The following is an 18,104-nucleotide window of genomic DNA, read 5'->3' on the forward strand; positions in this document are numbered from 1 at the left end:
CCGACTCACGCTGCCGATAAGTGAGAGAGCATCCGGCTCACGCTGCCGTTAGGTGAGAGAGCATCCGGCTCACGGCGCCGATAGGTGAGAGAGCATCCGGCTCACGCTGCCGATAGGTGAGAGAGGGACGCTAGCCCTTAACGCCGGTCAGCTCGTTGGGCACGTGCTCGAGCTTGGCCGACTTGGCGACCTTTCCAACCTTCAGGTCCACAGCGTGAAGGGTCTGCGTGGCAGGCTCGGTGACGAACGCCGTCGAGCCCTGGACGAAGAGCGTGGGCCGCGGGTCCTGCCATGTCTCGGACTCTTCCCAGGCGCCAACCACCGGGATGGTGGACGTGATGACTCCGGAAGCAGGGTCGATCACTCGAAGCGCGCCGTCCGTTCCCAGCACCAAGGCCTCGCCCGCCGGACCACGGCCCAGGGAACGGAAGGAGTAGCTCGCACCCAGGTCAACGAGCTGGAGCGTCGCGGTTTCCGTGTTGACCAAGGAGATGCGCGTGGGCCGTTCCAGGGTGGCTTCCTTGTCTACCTTGTAGTCGCCCAGAATGACCGGCGATTCTTCCGAGCCGGCCTGGTTTCCCATTCGCCCGTAGGCATCCGGGCTGGCCACCTTGGTGATCTTGCCGTCCTTGTAGATCAGCATGCCGTTTTCGCAGCCAACCACCACGGCCTCGTCGGCAGCAACAGCTTCACCATGGACGCCTGGGCACTCCTCATTCCGGAGAATTTCCTTGCGCTCCTGTCCCTTTCCGGCATCCAGGACGGCGATCCCGGAGCGGCCTTCCTCATTTCCCAGGGTGACCAGCAGCTTGCCGTCCTCCAGCTCCACCGCCACGCCGTGATGGGCTTCAGGCGTGGTGTAGACGTCCGTGGCGGGGAGCTTGCCCTCTTCTGCCGCGTCCGAGAGCTCACTTGACGTGAAAGTTTCCACCTTGCCTGATCCATCGCTGAACAGGACCGTCTTGCCGGCATGACGCACTACGTGCCCAGCCTTGTTCGCTTCAAAGGAGAGATCGGTGAGCTTGGGATCGGCCACGTAATGGTGGCTGTGATCGCCATGGGGTTCGCTCCAGGATCCGGCATCGAACACGCGGAACGCATCGCCGGTGGAGATGAAGACATGGCGTCCGTCGCCGGCTGGATTCAGCCGGTTGAATCCGTCCAGTTCCGCAGCGGCACCTACCGGCTCCAGCGACTTTGCGTCGAGGACGGCCACACCGCCGTCGTAGGTGTACACGAGGCGGGGCGTAGGCGCGCCGGCCTCCTTCGCGTTGGAGGCCGAAGTCTCAGTGGGGGCGGCGCCCGGGTTGGCGGCCGGTCCGGCACAGCCGGCCAGGAGAAGCGCGGAAAGCCCGACGGCGATCATGGACTTGGTCCCGGGGCGGCGTCCGGGCAGGCTCAAGGAAGGAAATGAAGGGAGTGACATGAATTAAATGATATTCATTCTCATGTAAGGGGCAAATCCGCTGCCGACCAAGGAGCAGAGCCGTAACAAACCCACCCCGCCAGTAAACTTCCAGCATGAGCGAGTCCCCCGCGAATTCTGTGACCCTCCGCTTCCTCGCGGCCCCCATGGACGTGGGCCACAGCGGCTCCGTCGACGCCGGAACCGTCCTTGAGTGGGTGGACAAAGCGGCCTACGCGGCGGCTGTGGGCTGGGCAAAGTCGTATTGCGTGACGGCGTACGTGGGCAACATCCACTTCGCTGATCCCGTCAACAGCGGCGACATGGTGGAGGTAACCTCCACCATCGTTTACACGGGGCGCTCCTCAATGCACATCCACACCGTGGTGAGTTCCCACGATCCCAAGGGCGGACCGGAAACGATGCACAGCCAGTGCATGGTGATCTTCGTGGCAGTTGGCCCGGACGGCAAGCCGATCCCCGTCCCCCAGTTCGAACCAAAGACACCCGGTGAAATCGAAGCCCGGGACCATGCCTTGGCGCGTATCGAAGTCCGCGAGCAGATCGTCAATGCCATGAACGCTCAGGAATATACCGACGCCGGTACCGCCGAGCGCGTCACGCTGCGGTTCATGGCGTCCCCCACCGATGTGAACTGGGGCGGCAAAGTCCACGGCGGCATCGTCATGAAGTGGATTGACGAGGCCGCCTACGTATGCGCCTCACGCTACTGCGGCAAGGACACGGTGGCCGTGTTCTCGGGAGGCGTCCGCTTTTACCGTCCCCTCCTGATCGGACACGTGGTGGAGGTCGAAGCACGGCTCGTCTACACGGGTGCCAAAGGTATGCACATCGCGGTACATGTCCGCTCCGGTGATCCAAAGACCAAGGACATGAACCTCACCACCTACTGCCTGACAGTCATGGTGGCCCGTGACGACACCGGAACCGCGGTACCCATTCCTGCCTGGATCCCGGTGTCTGACGAGGACAGGAAACTCCACGCGCATGCCCGCGAACTGCTGGAAATCAGGGGGCGCGCCCCGGGAAACCGGCTGCCGGACCATCTGCTGAAGGACGCGGGAAACTAACCCACCAGGTTCTCGGCCGCGCCATCCATGTGCGCGATGATCGTCTCACGGGCCTTGGCGGCATCGCCTGTCTCGATTGCAGCCACAATGTCGTGGTGCCGCCCGACGCTCATGTTCCTCGTGGCGCGTTCCAGGCCGGCGAACATGATGGACATCCGGATGGAGCCTTCCAGCGACTCCCATTGATGCAGCAGTGTCTCGTTGCCCGAGAGGCGGCACAGGGTGCGGTGGAACTCCAGGTCGGCCTCGATCTGCTGCTCCAGGGAGGCTTCCCCGGCCTTGGCCATGGTGTCGACGGCGGCACGCAACTCGGCGAGCGCGGCCTCCTTGTCCGGCATGTCGCTGAGGGTACGCGCAGCGAGCGATTCCAGGACGCCCCGGACGGCAAAGATGTCGCGGATCTCCTTGACGTCCAGGTGCCGCACGGAGAGGCGGCCCCGCGCTCCTGCGGATACAAGCCCTTCCTGCTCCAACTGGCGAAGGGCTTCGCGGAGTGTCCCGCGGCTGATCTGCAGCATGTCGGAAAGTTCGGTTTCCACCAGATGACGCCCGGGTTCGAGTTCACCGCTGGTGATGGCAGTACGGAGTGCCGAGAGCGCTTGCTCGCGGAGGCTCTTCTTTTCCAGTCCCAGCAGGGATGCGCTCAGGGCCATGATGTTCCTTGGTGTCAATGGGCGACTGTTAACAGTCGATACTACGGCCAGAAGCGCGGGACCGGCAGTATGCCGGTCCCGCGCCCCTGGAGGACAAGTGCTTAGCCGAGTTCGGACAGCACTTTCGCAACAATCCGGTCCACGGACAGTCCGTAGCGTTCGTGCAGCGTTGGCAGCGCACCGGCGTCGAGGAACTGATCCGGCAGCGCGATGGGAACCACCCGCTTGCCGAGCCCTGCGGTCACGACGGCGGAGGCAACAGTTTCGAACAGGCCGCCAACAACCGTGTGGTTCTCCAGGGTGACGGCCAACCGGTCGGTGTTCAGCTCCGCAAGTACCGTCGCGGAGTCGAAAGGCTTGATGGTGGGCGTGTGCACCACGGCCACGTCCACGTTGTGCTTTGCCAGTGCATCGGCTGCCTGCAACGCGCGCATGGTCATCAACCCGGAGGAGACGAACACCACGTCGTTGCCGCCGCGCAGCACCTTGGCTTTGCCGAGTTCGAACGTGTAGTCGTACTCGTCCAGCACAGTGGGCACGTTGCCACGGAGCAAGCGCAGGTAGGTAGGCCCATCGGAGGCTGCAAGCTGCGGCACTGCCTGTTCAATGTCCACGGAGTCGCACGGATCCACGATGGTCAGGTTGGGCATACCGCGGAAGATCGCCATGTCTTCGGTGGCTTGGTGGCTGGGACCGTAGCCCGTGGTCAGGCCGGGGAGTCCGCCCACGATGTTCACGTTGAGGTTCGGTTCGGCGATGTCCAGGCAGAGGAAATCGTACGCACGCCGGGCAGCGAAGACGGAGTACGTGGACGCAAACGGCACCAGCCCTGTCTCGGCCATGCCCGCTGCCGCACCAAACAGCAGCTGTTCCGCCATGCCCATCTGGAAGAACCGCTCCGGGAACGCCTTGGCGAAGATGTGCATGTCCGTGTACTTGCCCAGGTCTGCGGTGAGCCCGACGATCTTCGGATTCGCCTCGGCCGCGGCAACCAGTGCGTGCCCGAAGGGAGCAGAGGTGGTCTTCTGTCCGGGGTCTGCGAAGGATGCGATCATCGCCGAAGTCTTCAGCTTGGGCTTGGCAGCCCGTGTGGTGTTGCGGGCCTCTGTTGCGGTGCTCATGCCGTGGCCGTCCCTTCATATCCAGCGGTCAGCTGCTCACGGCAGATCTGCCACTCGTGTTCTTCGATGCGCATGAAGTGCGCCTTCTCGCGGGTCTCCAGCAGGGGAACGCCGCGGCCGACTTTCGTGTCGCACAGGATTACGGACGGCCGGCCAACCGGAGCCGCAACAGAGGCGATATTGTCGAACGCAGCCAGCAGCGCACCGACGTCGTTCCCGTCCACCCGTTGGGTGTACCAACCGAACGATTCCCACTTCTCCGTCACCGGTTCGGTGCGCAGCACCGTGTTCGTGGCCCCGTCGGCCTGGAGGGCGTTGATGTCCACCATCGCAGTCAGGTTCCCGAGCTGGTGGTGGTGCGCGCCCATGGCCGCTTCCCAGGTGGAACCCTCGTCCAGTTCACCGTCAGAGAGGAAGTTGATGACCCTGGAAGCGGAACCTTGCGCCCGCAGACCGAGCGCCATGCCCACGGCGATCGTCAAACCGTGGCCCAGGGAACCACCGGAAATTTCCATGCCCGGGGTGTACGTGGACATGCCCGACATCGGCAGGCGCGAATCGTCCGAGCCGTAGGTCTCAAGTTCGTCAACCGGAACGATCCCGGCCTCGGCCAGGGCCGCGTAGTGGCCGATTGCGTAGTGCCCGGTGGAGAGCAGGAACCGGTCCCGGCCCTCCCAGTGGGGGTCTTCGGCGCGGTACGTGAGCTGGTCGGCGTAGACCGCAGCGAGCATGTCCGCCGCACCGAGGGCCTGGCCCACGTAGCCCTGGCCCTGGACTTCGCCCATGTTCAGGGCGTGATGGCGGATGCGGTACGCAGCGGCACGGATACGCTCGACGCGCTCGGGCGAGGTTGCGGCGGTGGGAGCCGCCTGGGCTGCTGAAAGAGACACTGGTTTCCTTCCGGAGTCGGGCGCCACTGATGGAGAGAACGCGCCCGACGTCGAGTGGTTGCTTAGGCGGTTACCGTCTGGGGGGTTTTGCTGGCGGCTTCTTCGGCGAGCTGACGCTCACGCTTGCCCCAGGTTTCCTTGGTGACAACTGCGGCCCAGAGACCAATGGCGCCGTAGATGCTGAACAGTGCGGCCGGACCCACCCAGCCGAAGCTCACGAACAGCAAGGTGGTGATGAACGGTGTGAAACCGGAAACCATGGCGGAAATCTGGTAGGCCAGGGAGGCGCCGGAGGAGCGGGTCTTTGCCTGGAAGAGCTCCGGGAACCAGGCACCCTGGGCACCGGCGAGGGAGTTCTGGCATACGGCGTAGGCGATGACGATCGTGGCAATGATGCAGATGAAGAGGCCGGTGTTGACCATCAGGAACATCGGAATGCCGAAGACAACAGCAAAGGCCGTGGACCAGATGTAGACCGGGCGGCGACCAACCTTGTCTGTCAGCACACCCCATGCGTAGGTGGCGAAGATGCCGATGCCGGCAGCGATGCACAGTGCCACCAGGGTCTGGGTCTTGTCGGCCAGCTGGTTGCTGTGCAGGTAGGAGATCATGTAGGTCACGGAAACGGCGTAGCCTGCGGTTTCTGCGACCCGGAGGCCGATGCCGCGGACGATGTTGCGCCAGTCGGTCTTGATGACCTCGACGACCGGGGACTTCACAATGTCGCCCTTGGTCTTGACGTCCTCGAACACGGGGGACTCGGGGACCTTGGAGCGGATGATCAGTCCGACTGCCACCAGCACGATGCTGGCGAGGAACGGAACGCGCCAGGCCCATTCACCGCCCAGGCCCACGCTGCCCAGGAACACGAGGTTCGCCAACAGCAGGCCTACGGGGAAGCCGGCCTGCACGATGCCCGTGAACTGGCCCTTGCGTTTCCAGGGTGCGTGTTCGTAGCTCATGAGGATGGCCCCGCCCCATTCAGCGCCGAATGCGAGGCCCTGGATGATGCGGACAATCACCAGCAGCGCCGGCGCGAGGAGGCCCACCTGCTGGTACGTGGGAAGAAGGCCGATGGCGAACGTCGCGAGGCCCATGAGGATGAGGGAGGCAACCAGGACTGGCTTGCGGCCCAGCTTGTCACCAAGGTGGCCGCCGATGATGCCGCCCAGCGGGCGGGCAGCGAACCCGACGCCGAGGGTCGCGAAGGAGGCCAACGTACCGGTCACCGGGTCGGCGCCCGGAAAGAATGCCGTACCGAAGTACAGTGCGGCGGCTGTGCCGAAGCCGATGAAGTCATAGGTTTCAATGACTGCGCCGACGCCTGAACCAACAGCGACGCGCTTAGCTTCTTTGGTTCCATGAACCGGACCACGCATGGTCAGAGCTTCATTGCTCATCTTGTCTTTCCCTTTCGATGAGTGGGGCGCGTCTACGGCAACCTCACTGTCGACAGTCAACATAATACGTCAACTGTGACGGGTGACACCAGTAATGTCAACAGTCAACTCCAAAGGTTGACTGTCGACAGTTAACGGGGCTACCGTGGTGTTCATCACTAAAACGCCTCTACGACGAGGCGTCGCACTCTGAGGATCAACGACGATGTTCCATTCACGACTGGGCTGCTCTTCCATCAGCTTCCGCCACCAGGACCTGGACACTGCCCTCCGCACCATGCGCAGCCTCGGTTTCGACGAGATTGACCTGGGCGCCCTCCCCGGTGTCTGCGACCACGTGCCCTATGTACTGGACGCCGCGGCGGTCGAGGCGGTTGCCGCCGTCGTCAATAACTCGGGAATGCGCGTCCGCTCCGTCAACGGCGACATCGGGGACTTGAACGCAACGCTCGACGCCGGAGCCGCGGAAGAGCGCGAACGTCACCTTGGGATGCTGCTCAGCCTTGCTGCCAAGACAGGTGCCAAGGCGTTGGTCCTTCCGTGTGGCGCGATCGACCACGAACCGGTCCGCAGTTTGGAAGAAGACATCGACGCTGTTGCTTCGCAGCTGATCCACGCATCGGAGCGGGCCAAGGAGTTCGGCGTCGAACTGTGGACCGAGTCGCTCCACTACTTCCGGCTTTGCTGGAACACCGAACGCGCGCAGCTGCTCGCCGACCGCCTGGCCGGTTCCGACGTCGGAATTGTCATGGACTTCAGCCACATCGTTGCCTCCGGAGGCGATCCCGTGGACTTCGTGGACCGCTTCGGCGGCCGCATCACGCACGTCCACCTCCGCGATGCAGTGCCCGCCACCGAAACCGAGCCGGGGAACATCAACCTCAGCATCGGCAATGGCCAGGCGGATTTCGCCACCGGCCTGTCCAAGCTGCGGGATGCCGGCTACACCGGCCACTTCTCGCTTGAACTTGAAACGCGCGACGTCACCCATGACGAGCGCCCCGCTGCCACCGCCAAAGCCGGCAGCTTCATCACTGACCTCATCTAACAACCACCATTCCAAGGAGCACCATGTCCACCATCCAGCGCACCGCAGTCCTCACCGGAGCTACCTCCGAGCGCGGCATCGGCCTGACCACCGCCCGCCGCTACGCCGCCCAGGGCTGGGGAATCGTCATCCTGGACCTCGACGGCGAGAAGTCCGCCAAGGTTGCCGCCGAAATCGGCAACGAGTTCAACGTCCCTGCGTTCGGCTTCGAGATCAACGTGGCCGACGAGGCCTCCGTCACCGCCGCCCAGGCCGCGGTTGCCGCTGAAGTTGCCGGCGGGAACCTGCCGCCCGTTGGCGCGCTGGCCAACATCGCCGGCATCACCTCCCCCATCCCCTTCCTGGAGACCACCCTTGAGCTCTGGCACAAGGTCATGGACGTCAATGCCACCGGCACCTACCTGGTCACCAAGGCCTTCCTGCCGGACATGATCGCCAATGGCTGGGGCCGCATCGTCAACATGTCCTCCGTTTCCGCCCAGCGCGGTGGCGGCGTTTTCGGCAAGGTTCCCTACTCCGCAGCCAAGGCAGCGATCCTCGGCTTCACCAAGGCACTCGCCCGTGAAATCGGTGAAACCGGCGTGACCGTCAACGCCATCACCCCCGGCGCCGTGGACACCAACATCCGCGTTGGCAGCACCCAGGAGCAGGAAGACGCCATCAACGCCGGCATCCCCTTGGGCCGCAACGCCACCACCGAGGAAGTGGCAGCCGTGATCACGTTCCTCTCTTCCGAGGACTCCGCCTACCTCACCGGCACCACCATCGACATCAACGGCGGCAGCCACATCCACTAGTCCCTGCTTCACAAGGAACACCAGGACCCACCATGACCAGAATCTTCAACGATCCCGCCGATTTTGCCGACGAAGCCCTCGCCGGCTTCTGCGACGCCCACTCGGACCTGGTCCGCCAGGTTGAGGGCGGAGCGGTACGCCGCAACCGGCCTGCCACGCCGAAGGTCGCCGTCATTACCGGCGGCGGCTCCGGCCACTACCCCGCGTTCGCCGGCATCATCGGCCCGGGTTTCGCTGATGGTGCCGTGGTGGGCAACATCTTCACCTCGCCCTCAACCCAGCAGGCCTACTCGGTGGCCAAGGCAGCCAACTCCGGCGCCGGCGTCGTGTTTACGTACGGCAACTACGCTGGAGACGTCCTGAATTTCGGGATGGCCAGCGAGCGTTTGAACGCCGAGGGTATCCGCGCCGAGAACGTGCTGGTCACGGACGACATTGCCAGCGCTCCCCTGGCCGAAATCGAGAAGCGCCGCGGCATCGCCGGTGACTTCGTGGTCTTCAAGGTCATGGGGGCCGCTGCCGAGGCCGGATTGGATCTGGACTCCGTGGTCCGGCTGGGACGCAAGGCCAACGACTCCACCCGGACCATCGGAACCGCCTTCAGTGGCTGCACCTTCCCTGGAGCAGACACCCCGCTCTTCAGCCTTCCCGAAGGTCACATGGGCCTGGGCCTCGGCATCCACGGCGAGCCTGGGCTGTTCGATACCGAACTGCCCACCGCCGTCGAACTCGGCCGGGAACTGGTCCGCCGCGTTCTGGAGGAAGCACCCGCAGGCGCGTCCGGACGTGCTGCCGTCATCCTGAACGGCCTGGGCTCCACCAAGAACGAGGAATTGTTCGTCCTCTGGCGTACGGTTGCTCCTCTCCTCCGCGAGGCTGGCTACACCCTGGTGATGCCTGAGGTCGGCGAATTGGTGACAAGTCTGGACATGGCAGGTGTGTCCCTGACCGTAACGTGGCTGGACGATGAACTCGAGGAGTACTGGACGGCTCCTGCTTTGACCCCCGCATACCGCCGCGGTTCCGTGGGACTCGACGTTGCCACCGCTGACACTGCTGTGGACGACGCTGTAGCCGAGGCTGCCGCCGACTACTCCTCCACAGAAGAATCGCGTGCCTATGCCGGCCGGTGCCTCGCCGCACTGGAAGAGACTGCCTCTTTGTTGCGTGATTCAGAAACAAAGTTGGGCGAGATGGACGCAATAGCCGGCGACGGCGACCACGGCCGCGGTATGGTCCGCGGGTCCTCGGCAGCACTCGAAGCAGCCGCTGCCGCATACTCCGCCGGTGCCGGCGCCGGATCCGTGCTGATCGCCGGTGGCGACGCCTGGGCAGGCAAGGCCGGCGGAACCTCCGGCGTCCTGTGGGGAGCCGGGCTGCGCGCCTTTGGCGAACGGCTGGGCGACGCCGAAATCCCGACGTCGGCAGACCTCGCCGAGGCTGTCCGCGCCTTCGCCGAGCGAATCACAGGACTTGGCAAGGCCGACATCGGTGACAAGACCATGGTGGATTCATTGCTGCCGTTCACGTCCTCGTTCTCGGAGGGTGTGGCTTCCGGTTCTTCGGTCGAGGAAGCCTGGGCTTCCGCCGCCGCCGCATCCACCGAAGCTGCGGCAGCGACCGCCGACCTCCGGCCGCTCAAGGGCCGCGCCCGGCCCCTCGCCGAAAGGAGCGTCGGCACGCCGGACCCCGGGGCGACGTCGCTCGCCATGGTGTTTACCGCCGTCGGACCCCACTTCACCGCAGTTCCCGCACCTGCCGCAGCAACCCACTAGGAGAACGACCATGCGCATCATCGTGGGCGCCGACGAAGCCGGCGTTGACTACAAAGACCGGATCCTCGCCGACCTTCAGGCCGACTCCCGGATCACCGAGGTGATCGACATCGGAGTGAACCGTGCCGATGAGGATTTCACCAAGCCCTACCCGTACGTTGGCATCGCGGCCGGTGAAATGATCCGCGACGGCAAGGCCGACCGGGCCATCCTGTTCTGCGGCACCGGCATTGGCGTAGCCATTGCTGCCAACAAGGTTCCCGGTATCCGTGCCACCGCGGCGCACGACTCCTTCTCCGTTGAACGCTCCATCCTGTCCAACGATTGCCAGGTGCTCACCATGGGCCAGCGCGTGGTGGGCGTGGAACTCGCCCGGCGGTTGGCCAAGGAATGGGTCGGCTACGCCTTCGACCCCTCGTCCGGCTCCGCGGCGAAAGTGAAGGTGCTGAGCGACTTCGAGGGCTGCTGACTTTTCGGCTCAAGGCCAGGGCTCCGCGATCTGCGCGGAGTCCTGGCCTTCTGTTCCTGGGAAACCTTGAGAGTGCATCCCCGCGGGCGTATTCTGCACGGAAACAGCGGGATTGGACATGGTCAGGAGCCCACCATGAACCTCTTAAGCCAGCTTCTTGCCGGGCTCACCGCCCTGACGTTGCTCAGTGTCGGTACGCTTGAGATCTTCTTCCACGGGGATCAACGCTTCCACCGGCTTTTCCTCATCAAACCGCCGGACGTGGCGGCCGTCCGGATGTGGGCCATGAATGTGGGCGCCTACAACATCGTCTACGGGATTGGCATCGCTGTCGGACTATGGATGGTCAACTTCGGCAATGCCGCCGGAGGCGTGGCGATCGTGCTGTTCTGCTGTGCAAGCCACGTGTTCCTGGGCTTCTGGCTGTGGGTCACGGAACGGCGCCTCCTGACAAGCGCCATCGGCCAAGCCCTGATACCCGGCCTGGTCGTGCTGTTTTACCTGCTGCTTCACTGAGTACACTGGCCTCCATGTCCTGCCGCATCAGCGAACTGGTCCTTAACTGTGCAGACCCTGAACTGCTTGCCAGGTTCTGGAGCGACGTCCTTGGCTACGTTGAACTGGACCGCGAGGATGGAGCGATTGAAATCGGGCCACCAGACGTGGGTTTTGGCGGGCTGCAGCCCACCATCATCCTGAGCCCAAGCACCAACCCCCGCAGGGGTCGTCTTCCATTGCATATTGACGTCAACCCTGTTGACCGGGACCAGGAAGCGGAGCTGAAACGCCTTCTGTCCCTTGGAGCCCGACCCGCCGACGTCGGACAAACCGGCGACGAAAACTGGCACGTTTTACAGGACCCCGAGGGCAATGAGTTCTGCCTACTGCGGAGGCAGTTGAAGTAGCACCACCGCCGCAAGCCCTACGGTTTAGAACCCGCCGCCGCCGGAGTCGCCGGCCATGTTGGCGAACCTCGAGTAGTGGCCTTGGAAGGCGACCACGATGTCCTTGGTGGGGCCGTTACGGTGTTTGGCCACCAGGATGTCGGCCTCGCCGGCACGGGGTGATTCTTTGTCGTACACGTCCTCGCGGTGAAGCAGGATGACCATGTCGGCGTCCTGTTCGATCGAGCCGGATTCACGGAGGTCGGACACCATGGGCCGCTTGTCCTGGCGTTGTTCCGAGCCACGGTTCAGCTGGGAAAGCGCGATGACCGGGACCTGGAGTTCCTTGGCAAGCAGCTTAAGGGCACGCGAGAACTCGGAGACTTCCTGCTGGCGGGACTCCACTTTCTTACCGGAGCTCATGAGCTGGAGGTAGTCGAGGATCACGAGCTTGAGATCATGCTGTTGCTTCAAACGGCGGCACTTGGCCCGGATCTCCATGAGGGACATATTGGGGCTGTCGTCGATGAAGAGTGGGGCATCATTCATGCGTCCCATGGTGGTGGCGATCTTGGACCACTGCTCGTCCTTGATGGTGCCCTTGCGGAGGTCCTGGAGGCTGATGGTGGCTTCTGCCGAGAGAAGACGCATGGCGATCTCGTTCCGGCCCATTTCCAAGGAGAACATGACCGTAGCCAGATTGTGCTTGATGGCCGCCGAACGGGCGAAGTCCAAGGCGAACGTGGACTTACCCACAGCCGGACGCGCGGCGATAACGATCATCTGGCCAGGGTGCAGGCCGTGGGTGAGCTCATCCAGTTCGTAGAAGCCGGTGGGGACGCCCACCATGCCCTCGCCACGGTGGCCGGAGGCCTCGATCTCGTCCACGGTGGACTCCATGACGTCCTTCAAAGCCACGTAGTCTTCTGCCGTGCGTTTCTCGGCTACGGCATAAACCTCCGCCTGCGCCTGGTTGACGAGGTCCTCGACCTCGCCGTCGTGCCCGTAGCCCATCTGCACGATCTTGGTCCCGGCATTCACCAGGCGCCGCAGGACAGCCCGTTCGGCCACGATTTCGGCGTAGTATCCCGCGTTGGCAGCGGTGGGAACGGTCTGGATCAGCTCGTGCAGGTAGGCGGGTCCGCCAATGCGGTTGATCTCTCCGCGCTTTGTCAGCTCGTCCGAGACCGTCACGGCGTCGGCAGGTTCGCCGCGGCCATAGAGGTCGATGATGGCCTCGTAGATGGTCTCGTGGGCAGGACGGTAAAAGTCATGGCCCCGCACAATCTCCACGACGTCCGCGATAGCGTCCTTGGAGAGCATCATGCCGCCGAGCACAGATTGTTCGGCAGCAATGTCCTGGGGAGGTTTCCTGCTTGAGTCGGAAGCGCGGGTGCCCTCGATCGAGTCCAAGTGCGTAACTGACAAAGCCGTCCTCCAAATATGTACCGCTGCAGAGAGTCTTGCTCAGCGGTGCGTCAAGCGCAGTTGAACCTGGACGGATTGTCCGAGCCTACGGACCAGCCGAGTGCTCCAGTTGTATCTCCGGGGTCTGACAATTCAGGGACTTCCCCATTTTCCACAACTTATCCACAGGATCTTTCCGCGGCCGCACAAGTGCGTGCCTAAAGTCGGATCTCCACGGACGGATTCCTCCTGAAACAGGTACCCGAGCCACGTTAGCGGTGGTCCGCCCTGTCGCAAAGCCGACTCCCACGCACACTTGTGGATAACCTGTGGAATAGGTGTTCACGGATGTGCACAGCCTGTGCGTTACCTTGTGGATAGAGAATTTCTTTTCCACGTAACCATGCCCTGACCTGCGGAAACGCTCCCCACAAGCTGTGGGTTAAAGAAATTTACAGTGGAAAACCATCCACAGCCTCGAGTCGACCCGGCATCAATCCAAGTGCTTCTTGGGGGATAAGCATGCCGAAATTGTGATGCATCTTACAAATGGCGTCCGGATTTGACAGCGTTCTATCACCACCCTATGCCAACCCGGGAATGTGCTGTGGATAACCGACATTTGGCATAAGCTCTAAGCATGGGGACGAACCTTGGCGACGTGCTGACGATTGCTCTTCCGCTCATCATCGTCGTCGGACTTCTGTGGGCTCTTTCTGCGGCCTTGAAACCCCGCGACACGGGGATCTCCGACGCCGAACGGTACCAACGCGAACTGGCAGCGCGCTCCGCCGCTCATCAGGCGTCCCAGGTTCAGGCCGCCCTGGCCTCCCGTGCCAGGATCGAGGAGACCACCCAGCGCAACCGCTCCGGTCAGCAGCGGACTGCGCCCGTAAACCAGCCGGGCGGCGGTGGGCACTCCGTCCCTGCACAGCAGCCACCGGCAGTCCTTCCCAATGGACAGCTCAATCCGCAGCTCGCCTTCGAGCTGCAGAACCTGGTGCGAAGCGGCCACAAGATTCAAGCCATCAAGGTCCTCAGACAGGCCACCCGGACAGACCTAGCCACCGCCAAGAACTACATAGATCGGCTCTGAAACGCCATGGATTCGCTCCTCATCCCGCTCGTGATCCTTTTAGCGGTCATCGCGGGCGTACTGCTCCTTATCCGCTCCTTCACCAAACGGCAGGCCGTCACCAGGGCCGATGCCGCCGCAGCCAAGGCACCGAAGGATCCCGTGCAGCTGGCCAAGGATTCGGCCGCCAAGCTCAACGAGGAGCAGCACCGAAGGCTCTATTCGCTGATCGCCCAGGGGCAGGGCATGGCAGCCATCAAGCTGTACCTGCAAGCGACCGGCGAGGGACTCCGCGCTTCAAGGGACGCCGTGGGAGCACTCGCCGCCCACCCGCAGCCGTTTACCCCGGAGACACCGCCCAAGGACCTGTTGGCTGACGACGACGACGAACCCGAGCGCTTTCCCTACCGCTACCGCGCCATCGTCAGCAAAGGCGACGTGACGCGTGAAGTAAGCAGCAACATGCTCAACGACGAAATCTACGGACGCATCCGCACCTTGGCCAAGAGCGGCGACGTGGAGGGCGCGGCACGTGCCCTCACGCGCCATTCCGACATCACCATCAAACAGGCGCGCGAGTTCATCGAACTCCTGGACGACTAGAAGTCGAACAGGTCGCCCAGGAAGCCTTCCTTCTTCTTGCGCTTCCGGCCGTACTGATCGCGGTTGTAGCCGTCGCGGCGATCGTAGTCATTCCGGTCGTAATCCCGGCGGTCACGGTCGTCGTAGCGCGGACGCGATTCAAACGGGTTGTACAAAGGCGGCGGGGCTATGGGCGGCTGCTGGGCAGCAGCGGGCCGCGGGGGCATCTGGCCGGTCTCGGAATTGACCCGATCAATGATCTTGTCCAGCTCCCCCCGGTCCAACCACACGCCCCTGCACTGCGGGCAGTAGTCAATCTCCACTCCGCTGCGTTCGCTCATCACCAGGTCGACAGAATCCACAGGACACTTCATGCCTGCCACAACGACTGGCCGCGGTGAAAAGTTCGCCCTACCGGCCCGCTGAAATTCCAGCGAGGAGCTGCTCGAACGGCAGCGACTCAAGCGTCTGCGGCTTACGGCCCGGCTGCGGTCCCTTCAGCATCTGCACCAGCTCGCCGGCGGCCCTGTCAACGCGCGCGGACAGCGGGGACCCGCCGTCGTCATTTCCCCAGTCCTGGGGCCCGGCAAAGACTGCGGTTGGCGCAATCCGGGTGCGCAGGTAGCTGAACAGCGGCCGCATGGCGTAATCCAGCACCATCTGGTGGCGGTCGGTGCCGCCGGTAGCGCCCAGAAGGACGGCCTTGCCGTCCAGCGACTTGGGGTCCAGGACATCAATGAACGACTTGAACAGTCCGCTGTAGGAGGCGCTGAAGATAGGGCTGACGGCGATGATTCCATCGGAGTCCTCGACGCCGGCAATCACCTCAGCGAGGCGCGGTGCGGCGTACCCGGTGACGAAGTTGTTGGCGATGTCCACGGCGAGGTCGCGGAGTTCAACGACGTCGATCCTCGCCTCGATGCCTGCCTCGCGCAATTGCCGCCCTGCCGAGGCAGCCAGCTGGTCTGCGAGCAGGCGGCTGGACGACGGTACGCCGAGCCCGGCGGAAAGGACGGTGATGCGGCGGGTTTCCATGGCATTCTCCTGTTGCTTGTTCATCTCCAGCATACATGCATATGCATCTACATGGCTGAACAGGTCAGGCGATGGATCTATTCCCGGGCGCCCGCGGGGCCTAGATGGCGGGCCTGCTTTCTCCGGCGCCGCCAAGGGCCATGAGATCCAGGCGCCTTAGCGTTTCGCGGTTACGGACGGCAATAACAGGGTCCCGCAGCACCTTTGGCACGAATTTTCCGGGCCCGCGGACCGCATCCTCCGAGATGGAGACCCGGCAGTTACCAGCCCCGAGGTCCTCGAGCGTGATCAGTATTTTGGCTTCCCCCATGGGCCAGCCGCGTGCCTGCAGCTCCAAAGAGCGGCCCGGATCAACGGCAGTGACGCTGGTGCTGTCGTCGATCAGGAACGGCCAGGAGCCCACGGAGTGGTGCAGGCGGGAGCCAACCTCAGGCCAATGGTCGTCCACCGCGCGGATCCGCGAGGCGCCCACCACCCAGCCCGAATAGAGCCAACCATTGGCAATGACTTTCCAGACAGCTGCTGGCGGGGACTGGAACAGCTGGGTCACGGTGGACATGTGGCTTCCTTCCTGCGTGACAAAACCGGGCGTATTGTCCTTAAGCTAAGCATGCTTATTATTTGATCGCCATAGGGACTGCTCCTAGACTGAGCCCATGGCGTCCCTTCACCGGCGTCGCGCCGCGGTTTGTCTGGTTCTGATGTCTGCTACAGCGTTGGCCGGGTGTGGAACGGCGGTTCCCGAGCCCGCCGGAAGCACACGCGCAGCCGCCGTCAGCGTGGCACTGAACCAGTCAAGGGACCAGTACGGAACGCAGGCCATCCTGCTCGAACTCACCAACAACACAACGGAAGAGCTCAGCGTCACCGGGGCCCGCGTAGAGTCCCCCTTGTTCCAGGGAAGCATCACCTGGACGTCGGCAAACACTCCCCTGGCACTGCCACCCGGACAGCCCAAAGCGCTCCCCGCCGTCCTGCCTGGGCCGGCATGCGGCGACGTGGACACTGCGACCCCTGTGGCGACGGTTCACTACAGCGTCAACGGACAGGACCGGGAGGTTGCCGCAGACGCGCACGACCCCTTCGGAATCCTTGCACGCACTTCAGGCGAATCATGCCTGGCAGCTGAAGCGGCAGGCGTCGCCGCCTTGTCCTTGGATCCGGGACTGGAGCCTGCAGCGGATGGCCGTACCGCCGTCGTGCGCTTGCTGGCCACCCCCACAGGGCTGGAAGGTTCGCAGAAGAGCCTGACCATCGAGTCAATCGACGGAACGACGCTTCTGGCCGAGGCCGTGGAAGGCGCGTGGCCCAGGAACGTGACCATCGAGGCCGGCGGCGATGCCACGGAACTGCGGCTGCCGATGCGGGCTGCGCGTTGCGATCCGCATGCGGTAGCGGAAGACAAAGTGGGAACGCTGCTGCCGGTCCGGATAGCCGTGGGCGAACGCCGGGGCATTCTCAAAGTGGCTGCCCCCACCGGACTTCGCGGCTCGTTGTACGACTTCGTCGCTAAGGCGTGCAGCGGCTGAGGTCAGCCGATGGTGGGCAAAGCTGCCGGAGCGCTCTCAACCCGGACCTTGATGCCTGCCTCGACATTCTTGACCTCGCCGTCCATCTGGTACGGCAAGGGCTTGAGGGTGGTGAACTCGTAACTGCTGACGCTCGGCTGGTCACCCAGGCCCTGGGTGGTTGCGCGCAGGGCGTTCAGCGCCACCCGCCACTTGGGCATGTGCGGGAAGAAAATTACCTCGAACTTGCCATCCCTGGGCGTGTCCTCCGCCTCGCTGAGTGTGGCGTATTTGGCCATCTCCGGGATGTTGGCGAAGACCAGGCTGTCCACCTTCTGGCGTTTTCCGTTGTCCAGCCGGATCTCGAACGGCTCGAACTCGGAGAAGGTCTTGATGACGGAAACCATCTCCTTCAGGGCGCCCTTGCTGCCCTTTTCCAGCTCGGTCGCCACCACGGGAGTGAGTCCGAACCCGATGTACGAGTGTGCGTACTCCAGCGGCTCGTTTTCCTGCTGGCCGGTGTGGATGCGCAGCAGGTCGATATTCCGCACGTGGCCTTCCACAATGGCTTCTTCCAGCGGCTTGGTCCCCACAGTCCGGCGGTGGTCGTTGGCGTTTCCCGCTGCCATGACCGCAGCAACGGCCTTGGGGTTCTGCGCCTGCATGACGCCGTTCACCACCTCGTTGTAGCCGCCATCGCCACTCACGGACACCACCAGGACGTCGCCGCCCGCCGATGCCGCTTCACGGGCCAGGTCCACTGCGTGGCCGGCGTGCTGGGTCGGCTTGAGGACGAGTTCGGGCGAATACGGCAGCATCTCCGTCAACTTCCCCTGCAGTTGCTCTGCGAGTTCCGGTGCGTCTCCCGTGCTGTTGGGGTTGAAGATGATGACGATCGACTCAAATGTCCGTGCGGAAACCATGCGTTGTCCTCCTGTGTGCGCCCATACCTTCAGTACCCTTG

Annotated in this window: 20 protein-coding genes; 10 read left to right on the forward strand and 10 right to left on the reverse strand. The window is 63.6% G+C overall.

What is annotated here, in order from left to right; translation table 11 throughout:
* Positions 1–130: 130 nt before the first annotated feature.
* Positions 131–1,426 (reverse strand): zinc metallochaperone AztD, encoded by a 1,296-nt coding sequence (gene aztD / locus ACSVIE_RS05055; protein ID WP_442423204.1) that lies wholly within the window; start codon positions 1,424–1,426, stop codon positions 131–133.
* 95 nt (positions 1,427–1,521) lie between these two features.
* Here aztD and ACSVIE_RS05060 point away from each other — a divergent pair, with 95 nt between their 5' ends.
* Positions 1,522–2,496, forward strand: a complete 975-nt coding sequence (locus ACSVIE_RS05060; protein ID WP_442423205.1) for an acyl-CoA thioesterase — start codon at positions 1,522–1,524, stop codon at positions 2,494–2,496.
* On the opposite strand, the gene ACSVIE_RS05065 is transcribed toward ACSVIE_RS05060, so the two are convergent.
* The 4 genes from ACSVIE_RS05065 to ACSVIE_RS05080 all read right to left on the reverse strand — a co-directional run bounded on the left by ACSVIE_RS05065 (position 2,493) and on the right by ACSVIE_RS05080 (position 6,560).
* The gene (locus tag ACSVIE_RS05065) at positions 2,493–3,149 is read right to left on the reverse strand and encodes a GntR family transcriptional regulator (RefSeq protein WP_426004925.1); all 657 of its coding nucleotides are present in this window, start codon (positions 3,147–3,149) and stop codon (positions 2,493–2,495) included. The genes ACSVIE_RS05060 and ACSVIE_RS05065 overlap by 4 nt on opposite strands.
* A 101-nt stretch (positions 3,150–3,250) precedes the next feature.
* The gene (locus tag ACSVIE_RS05070) at positions 3,251–4,270 is read right to left on the reverse strand and encodes a transketolase family protein (RefSeq protein WP_426004926.1); all 1,020 of its coding nucleotides are present in this window, start codon (positions 4,268–4,270) and stop codon (positions 3,251–3,253) included.
* Positions 4,267–5,160: a transketolase gene (locus ACSVIE_RS05075; protein ID WP_442423206.1), complete on the reverse strand. Its 894-nt coding sequence runs from the start codon at positions 5,158–5,160 to the stop codon at positions 4,267–4,269. Before ACSVIE_RS05075 ends, ACSVIE_RS05070 begins: the two co-directional genes overlap by 4 nt.
* Positions 5,161–5,222: 62 nt before the next feature.
* Positions 5,223–6,560, reverse strand: a complete 1,338-nt coding sequence (locus tag ACSVIE_RS05080) for an MFS transporter (RefSeq protein ID WP_426004928.1) — start codon at positions 6,558–6,560, stop codon at positions 5,223–5,225.
* 205 nt (positions 6,561–6,765) lie between these two features.
* On the opposite strand from ACSVIE_RS05080, the gene ACSVIE_RS05085 reads away from it, so the two are divergent.
* The 6 genes from ACSVIE_RS05085 to ACSVIE_RS05110 all read left to right on the forward strand — a co-directional run bounded on the left by ACSVIE_RS05085 (position 6,766) and on the right by ACSVIE_RS05110 (position 11,554).
* On the forward strand, positions 6,766–7,608 hold the full coding sequence (locus ACSVIE_RS05085; protein ID WP_442423207.1) for a sugar phosphate isomerase/epimerase family protein: 843 nt from the start codon (positions 6,766–6,768) through the stop codon (positions 7,606–7,608).
* Between the two features lie 23 nt (positions 7,609–7,631).
* Positions 7,632–8,405 (forward strand): SDR family NAD(P)-dependent oxidoreductase, encoded by a 774-nt coding sequence (locus ACSVIE_RS05090; protein WP_426004930.1) that lies wholly within the window; start codon positions 7,632–7,634, stop codon positions 8,403–8,405.
* Positions 8,406–8,437: 32 nt separating this feature from the next.
* The gene (locus ACSVIE_RS05095) at positions 8,438–10,180 is read left to right on the forward strand and encodes a dihydroxyacetone kinase family protein (protein ID WP_442423208.1); all 1,743 of its coding nucleotides are present in this window, start codon (positions 8,438–8,440) and stop codon (positions 10,178–10,180) included.
* Between the two features lie 10 nt (positions 10,181–10,190).
* Positions 10,191–10,649, forward strand: a complete 459-nt coding sequence (locus ACSVIE_RS05100; protein WP_442423209.1) for a ribose-5-phosphate isomerase — start codon at positions 10,191–10,193, stop codon at positions 10,647–10,649.
* A 135-nt stretch (positions 10,650–10,784) separates the two neighbouring features.
* Positions 10,785–11,165 (forward strand): DUF1304 family protein, encoded by a 381-nt coding sequence (locus ACSVIE_RS05105; RefSeq protein WP_442423210.1) that lies wholly within the window; start codon positions 10,785–10,787, stop codon positions 11,163–11,165.
* Positions 11,166–11,179: 14 nt separating this feature from the next.
* Entirely contained in the window at positions 11,180–11,554 is a 375-nt protein-coding gene (locus ACSVIE_RS05110) for a VOC family protein (protein WP_426004934.1), read from the forward strand.
* Positions 11,555–11,578: 24 nt separating this feature from the next.
* Here ACSVIE_RS05110 and dnaB read toward each other — a convergent pair whose 3' ends face one another.
* On the reverse strand, positions 11,579–12,961 hold the full coding sequence (dnaB, locus tag ACSVIE_RS05115) for a replicative DNA helicase (protein ID WP_442423211.1): 1,383 nt from the start codon (positions 12,959–12,961) through the stop codon (positions 11,579–11,581).
* A 619-nt stretch (positions 12,962–13,580) separates the two neighbouring features.
* Here dnaB and ACSVIE_RS05120 point away from each other — a divergent pair.
* Together ACSVIE_RS05120 and ACSVIE_RS05125 are read left to right on the forward strand one after the other, a co-directional pair.
* The gene (locus tag ACSVIE_RS05120) at positions 13,581–14,036 is read left to right on the forward strand and encodes a hypothetical protein (RefSeq protein ID WP_426004937.1); all 456 of its coding nucleotides are present in this window, start codon (positions 13,581–13,583) and stop codon (positions 14,034–14,036) included.
* Between the two features lie 6 nt (positions 14,037–14,042).
* Complete coding sequence (locus tag ACSVIE_RS05125; protein ID WP_426004939.1) at positions 14,043–14,618, forward strand: hypothetical protein; 576 nt, start codon at positions 14,043–14,045, stop codon at positions 14,616–14,618.
* On the opposite strand, the gene ACSVIE_RS05130 is transcribed toward ACSVIE_RS05125, so the two are convergent.
* The 3 genes from ACSVIE_RS05130 to ACSVIE_RS05140 form a co-directional block, all read right to left on the reverse strand.
* The gene (locus ACSVIE_RS05130; RefSeq protein WP_442423212.1) at positions 14,615–14,959 is read right to left on the reverse strand and encodes a zf-TFIIB domain-containing protein; all 345 of its coding nucleotides are present in this window, start codon (positions 14,957–14,959) and stop codon (positions 14,615–14,617) included. The genes ACSVIE_RS05125 and ACSVIE_RS05130 overlap by 4 nt on opposite strands.
* Positions 14,960–15,008: 49 nt before the next feature.
* Positions 15,009–15,632 (reverse strand): FMN reductase, encoded by a 624-nt coding sequence (locus ACSVIE_RS05135; RefSeq protein WP_442423245.1) that lies wholly within the window; start codon positions 15,630–15,632, stop codon positions 15,009–15,011.
* Between the two features lie 100 nt (positions 15,633–15,732).
* On the reverse strand, positions 15,733–16,191 hold the full coding sequence (locus tag ACSVIE_RS05140; RefSeq protein WP_442423213.1) for an SRPBCC family protein: 459 nt from the start codon (positions 16,189–16,191) through the stop codon (positions 15,733–15,735).
* Positions 16,192–16,288: 97 nt separating this feature from the next.
* On the opposite strand from ACSVIE_RS05140, the gene ACSVIE_RS05145 reads away from it, so the two are divergent.
* Positions 16,289–17,161, forward strand: a complete 873-nt coding sequence (locus ACSVIE_RS05145; protein WP_442423214.1) for a hypothetical protein — start codon at positions 16,289–16,291, stop codon at positions 17,159–17,161.
* A 2-nt stretch (positions 17,162–17,163) separates the two neighbouring features.
* On the opposite strand, the gene ACSVIE_RS05150 is transcribed toward ACSVIE_RS05145, so the two are convergent.
* Positions 17,164–18,063 (reverse strand): diacylglycerol/lipid kinase family protein, encoded by a 900-nt coding sequence (locus ACSVIE_RS05150; protein WP_442423215.1) that lies wholly within the window; start codon positions 18,061–18,063, stop codon positions 17,164–17,166.
* Positions 18,064–18,104 lie beyond the last annotated feature (41 nt).

Origin of the sequence: Paenarthrobacter sp. NCHU4564, assembly GCF_052156435.1 — a bacterium.
Classification (GTDB): Bacteria; Actinomycetota; Actinomycetes; order Actinomycetales; family Micrococcaceae; genus Arthrobacter.

What these genes read in the sequence shown, in the direction of transcription:
- ACSVIE_RS05125 (WP_426004939.1), top strand. Translation starts at nt 14,043, where the DNA reads ATGGATTCGCTCCTCATCCCGCTCGTGATCCTTTTAGCGGTCATCGCG.
- ACSVIE_RS05150 (WP_442423215.1), bottom strand. Translation starts at nt 18,063, where the DNA reads ATGGTTTCCGCACGGACATTTGAGTCGATCGTCATCATCTTCAACCCC.
- ACSVIE_RS05120 (WP_426004937.1), top strand. Translation starts at nt 13,581, where the DNA reads ATGGGGACGAACCTTGGCGACGTGCTGACGATTGCTCTTCCGCTCATC.
- ACSVIE_RS05145 (WP_442423214.1), top strand. Translation starts at nt 16,289, where the DNA reads ATGGCGTCCCTTCACCGGCGTCGCGCCGCGGTTTGTCTGGTTCTGATG.
- ACSVIE_RS05085 (WP_442423207.1), top strand. Translation starts at nt 6,766, where the DNA reads ATGTTCCATTCACGACTGGGCTGCTCTTCCATCAGCTTCCGCCACCAG.
- ACSVIE_RS05090 (WP_426004930.1), top strand. Translation starts at nt 7,632, where the DNA reads ATGTCCACCATCCAGCGCACCGCAGTCCTCACCGGAGCTACCTCCGAG.
- ACSVIE_RS05105 (WP_442423210.1), top strand. Translation starts at nt 10,785, where the DNA reads ATGAACCTCTTAAGCCAGCTTCTTGCCGGGCTCACCGCCCTGACGTTG.
- ACSVIE_RS05065 (WP_426004925.1), bottom strand. Translation starts at nt 3,149, where the DNA reads ATGGCCCTGAGCGCATCCCTGCTGGGACTGGAAAAGAAGAGCCTCCGC.
- aztD (WP_442423204.1), bottom strand. Translation starts at nt 1,426, where the DNA reads ATGTCACTCCCTTCATTTCCTTCCTTGAGCCTGCCCGGACGCCGCCCC.
- ACSVIE_RS05060 (WP_442423205.1), top strand. Translation starts at nt 1,522, where the DNA reads ATGAGCGAGTCCCCCGCGAATTCTGTGACCCTCCGCTTCCTCGCGGCC.
- ACSVIE_RS05095 (WP_442423208.1), top strand. Translation starts at nt 8,438, where the DNA reads ATGACCAGAATCTTCAACGATCCCGCCGATTTTGCCGACGAAGCCCTC.
- ACSVIE_RS05100 (WP_442423209.1), top strand. Translation starts at nt 10,191, where the DNA reads ATGCGCATCATCGTGGGCGCCGACGAAGCCGGCGTTGACTACAAAGAC.
- ACSVIE_RS05080 (WP_426004928.1), bottom strand. Translation starts at nt 6,560, where the DNA reads ATGAGCAATGAAGCTCTGACCATGCGTGGTCCGGTTCATGGAACCAAA.
- ACSVIE_RS05070 (WP_426004926.1), bottom strand. Translation starts at nt 4,270, where the DNA reads ATGAGCACCGCAACAGAGGCCCGCAACACCACACGGGCTGCCAAGCCC.
- ACSVIE_RS05135 (WP_442423245.1), bottom strand. Translation starts at nt 15,632, where the DNA reads ATGGAAACCCGCCGCATCACCGTCCTTTCCGCCGGGCTCGGCGTACCG.
- ACSVIE_RS05140 (WP_442423213.1), bottom strand. Translation starts at nt 16,191, where the DNA reads ATGTCCACCGTGACCCAGCTGTTCCAGTCCCCGCCAGCAGCTGTCTGG.
- ACSVIE_RS05110 (WP_426004934.1), top strand. Translation starts at nt 11,180, where the DNA reads ATGTCCTGCCGCATCAGCGAACTGGTCCTTAACTGTGCAGACCCTGAA.